Annotated in this window: 4 protein-coding genes and 1 pseudogene; all 5 read right to left on the bottom strand. The window is 48.0% G+C overall.

All coding sequences use genetic code 11. The features are described 5' to 3' along the window. Positions 1-1,109 (bottom strand): histidine kinase dimerization/phospho-acceptor domain-containing protein (locus GRP75_RS21300; RefSeq protein ID WP_160790292.1); only part of this gene is annotated, 1,109 nt, incomplete at its 3' end. Position 1,110: 1 nt separating this feature from the next. After that, on the bottom strand, positions 1,111-1,827 hold the full coding sequence (locus GRP75_RS21295) for a response regulator transcription factor (RefSeq protein ID WP_013310758.1): 717 nt from the start codon (positions 1,825-1,827) through the stop codon (positions 1,111-1,113). 109 nt (positions 1,828-1,936) lie between these two features. After that, complete coding sequence (locus GRP75_RS21290) at positions 1,937-2,695, bottom strand: pseudouridine synthase (protein ID WP_013310759.1); 759 nt, start codon at positions 2,693-2,695, stop codon at positions 1,937-1,939. A 78-nt stretch (positions 2,696-2,773) separates the two neighbouring features. Further along, positions 2,774-3,304: a spore maturation protein gene (locus GRP75_RS21285; protein WP_023989198.1), complete on the bottom strand. Its 531-nt coding sequence runs from the start codon at positions 3,302-3,304 to the stop codon at positions 2,774-2,776. 7 nt (positions 3,305-3,311) lie between these two features. After that, positions 3,312-3,749, bottom strand: a pseudogene (locus tag GRP75_RS21280) (nucleoside recognition domain-containing protein); the annotation flags it as partial.

The raw sequence follows: 3,749 nt of genomic DNA, 5'->3' as shown, positions 1-3,749 counted from the left end.
AGCAAATTGGTCAATACCTGCTCCAGTCGGTCTTCATCTGCCTCAGGCAGCAGCAAACGTTGGCCTTGCTCATGGTAATCGAGTGTCAGTCCCTGTTCCTTCGAACGTACCGTAAATTTACGATGAACACGCTCGATCAGCTCATTCACATCCACTTCCTGTCGGTGCATGTCTGTATGACCAGCCTCCATTCGGGCCAGATCAAGCAGATCTTTGACTAATCTTCCCATGCGAAATGATTCATCATGGATGACCTGTACCAGCTCCTCGGATTCTTCAGGTGAACCCGCCATACCATCCAGCAACGCCTCGCTGTAGCCCTGCATCATAGATAAAGGTGTACGGATTTCATGAGAGACGTTGGCCACAAAATCACTCCGCATCTTCTCAAGCTTCACTTCTTCCGTAATATCTCTGAGCACAGCTACTGCACCGCGGATTGCATTATCCGTATACAGAGGCGCCATCTGCACCGACCAGGAGCCCTTCTTGACATGGATATAGTCTCCGACATCCTCTCCCCTGTCCATAACGGTATGGAACAGAGACTGCAAAGGCTCAGGTACAGAAGCTCCAAACTCCTCCAGATCACGCTCCTGCCACTCCAGCTTTTTCCAGATATCCAACAGACTTTGTGCCGGCGGATTCGTCAAGATGATTTGTCCGCTTCTGTCGAAGGTGATTACTGCATCAGACATGCTTCGCAGTACACTGGATAAATGGTTTTTTTCCTCATTCAGACTGCGGATCGTTGCTTCCAGTTCCGTAGACATATGATTAAAAGTTTTCGCCAGTTCTCCAATTTCATCACTGGTCACCAGCGAAAGCCGAGTATCATACCTTCCCTCACGAATCGCATTCGCCGCCTGAATCAACAGCTGCATAGGCTGTGTGATTTTAGTAAAAAGGAATAGGGCAAAAAAGGTCGTCAATAAAAATCCGACAATGCATGTATAGGTGAACAAATGCTTGATTTCCGTCGATTCATACGCCGCAAAATTTCTGTTGATGTACGGCAATAAAAAAAGCCCTAGAAAAATAAGCACAGAGCCTACAAGACAAATGATGGTGATCCACAGCTTGCCTACCAGCGATCTCCAGAAGTTCACGTTATTTTGGAACCTCCAGCTTATAACCTACGCCCCACACGGTCGTAATCATAGCCGCTGCCTCTGGCGATACCTTATTCAGCTTTTCACGAAGCCGTTTCACATGCGTATCCACAGTGCGCAGATCACCAAAAAATTCGTAATTCCAAACGTCTTTCAGCAGTTCTTCGCGCGAGAAGACTTTATCTGGTGACACCGCCAAATAATGCAACAGCTCGTACTCTTTAGGCGTGAGACTGATTTCAATCCCGCCCGCAGTTACCCGGTGCGCATCATGCTCAATGATAAGATTCGGAAAAACAATACTATTGCTTGGTACCGCCTCTTTCGTTAAAAAGGCAGTTTCCGACGAACGGCGTAAAATCGCCTTCACCCGGTAAATGACTTCTCGCGGGCTAAAGGGCTTAACCACATAATCATCGGCTCCGACTTCAAAGCCTTGTACACGGTTCACTTCCTCGCCTTTGGCAGTCAGCATAATCACAGGTGTAGCTTTGGTCTGACGCAGCCGTGTACATACCTCAATTCCATCCATCCCCGGAAGCATTACATCGAGCAAAATAATGCTGTAATCGCTTGCAGTCGCTTTTTGGAGGGCAATCTCACCATCCTCAGCTTCGTCAATTACATATCCTTCTTTTTCCAGATACATCCGCAGAAGGCGGCGAATGCGTTCTTCATCGTCTACAATTAATATGCGGTTGCTTTGTTCTGACATATTCCCAGCCCCTTCGCTAAAAAAAGCATTCTCTCTATTTTACTATTTTCCTGTGCTTGGTCAAACTTTACTCTCATCCAACAGTCTCTTTACACCAAAAAGGCCGGGGTTATGACCCCCGTCCTGTCCGTTTCTTTTTCGTGTTGTCTGATTTGGCAAGTTGAATGAGACGGTTGATTTCGTCCTTAGTTAGGGGTCTGGTCAGACCGCGCTTCAAGTTTTGTAGTAAAAGATCTCCGAAGGCAATCCGCTTGAGTCTGATGACTGGGTGTGAAATGGCCTCAAACATCCGTCTTACCTGGCGATTTCTGCCTTCATAAATGGTAATCTGGATCACAGACTCCTTACCATTCGGATCTACATCTTTATATTCTACCTCGGCTGGTGCAGTAATGCCATCTTCCAGCACGATTCCTTTTTTCAGCTTGTCCAGCTCAGTACCATGCGGAACGCCTTTGACTGTTGCCACATATGTCTTGGGCACATGATGCTTGGGATGGGTGAGCAGATTGGCGAACTCGCCATCATTGGTAAGCAACAGCAGCCCTTCGGTGTCGTAATCGAGACGTCCTACCGGATATACGCGTTCCTTAACGCCTTTCAGATAGTCTGACACAATTTTACGGCCTTCCGGATCGGAAGCACTCGTAATAACTCCTTTAGGTTTGTTCATCATCAGATAGATTTTTTTCTCGGTTTTGATCGGGCGTCCCTTTACCGTAATCATATCTTGATCAGGGTCTGCCTTCGTTCCCAGTTCAGTTACGATAACCCCGTTCACTTCCACGCTACCCGCCTGAATAAGCTCCTCACATTTACGTCTGGAAGCTACACCAGCTTGGGCCAATATTTTCTGCAATCTTTCCATGTTCGCAAATTCACCTCATGCTAATGATACCCATCCATGAGCAAAATCACAACCCCCGTTCAAAAAACGATACAGAAATTAAAATATAAGCAGGCAAATCGCAATGGCTGCCACAAAACCAACCACATCTGAAAATAGTCCTACCTTCAAAGCATACCGTCCATTGCGGATACCTACCGCACCAAAATATACAGTTAGCACATACAGCGTCGTATCTGTGCTGCCCTGAATCGTTGAAGCGATCCGACCGATCATGGAATCCGGGCCATAGGTGCGAATTAGATCCGTCGTGAACGCAAGTGAACCTGTGCCCGTCAATGGACGAAGCAAGCCTAAAGGCAATACCTCACCGGGTACGCCCCAGTGCTTAATCCATGGCGTTACCCAGGAGATCAAATAGTCCAAAGCGCCGGATGCTCGAAAAATGCTAATCGCCACCATCATACCTACGAGATGAGGAATAATGCTGATGGCGGTAGAAAAGCCGTCTTTAGCTCCATCCACAAAAGAATCGTAGACAGGCACCTTTTTGGCATATGCATATAAAGGAATAAAAGCGAGAATAACCGGAATAGCCCAAGTTGATACGAGGTTAATAAAATAAAGCATGCCTCCCTCATCCTTTCCAAGTGGTGTCCCTGCCCTTGGCAGCCTTGATTCCCGTTCGCGGAACGGCAGGTGAAGATACGGACGACGTTGTTGAAGAGGCAGCAGATGTTGATGCTGGTGAGGTGAGTGGCGCCAAGGATGTCTGGGACGGCGGAATCGCTGGAGGACGGCGGCGCAATTCTCGACTACGGTACCAACGGTCCGCCGCAATTGCGGCAAAGGTGGCTATTGCGGTCGCTACCAGTGTTGTACCAACGATTTCTGCCGGATGTGCGGAATGAAAATTAAGCCGTATCGCGATCAACGTCGTAGGAATAAGCGTAATACTGGCTGTATTCAGGGCGAGCAGCGTACACATGGCTGGTGTGGCGGTTTGCTTATCTGGATTGAGCGTCTGCAACTCTTGCATCGCCTTGATTCCCATCTGTGTGGCTGCATTCCCCAG

The organism is Paenibacillus sp. OT2-17 (assembly GCF_009827695.1).
Taxonomy (GTDB): domain Bacteria; phylum Bacillota; class Bacilli; order Paenibacillales; family Paenibacillaceae; genus Paenibacillus; species Paenibacillus polymyxa_B.
This window is presented reverse-complemented; position numbering and strand designations above follow the sequence as displayed.

Coding starts and splice junctions, on each gene's coding strand:
- GRP75_RS21295 (WP_013310758.1), bottom strand. CDS start 1,827: ATGTCAGAACAAAGCAACCGCATATTAATTGTAGACGATGAAGAACGC.
- GRP75_RS21290 (WP_013310759.1), bottom strand. CDS start 2,695: ATGGAAAGATTGCAGAAAATATTGGCCCAAGCTGGTGTAGCTTCCAGA.
- GRP75_RS21285 (WP_023989198.1), bottom strand. CDS start 3,304: ATGCTTTATTTTATTAACCTCGTATCAACTTGGGCTATTCCGGTTATT.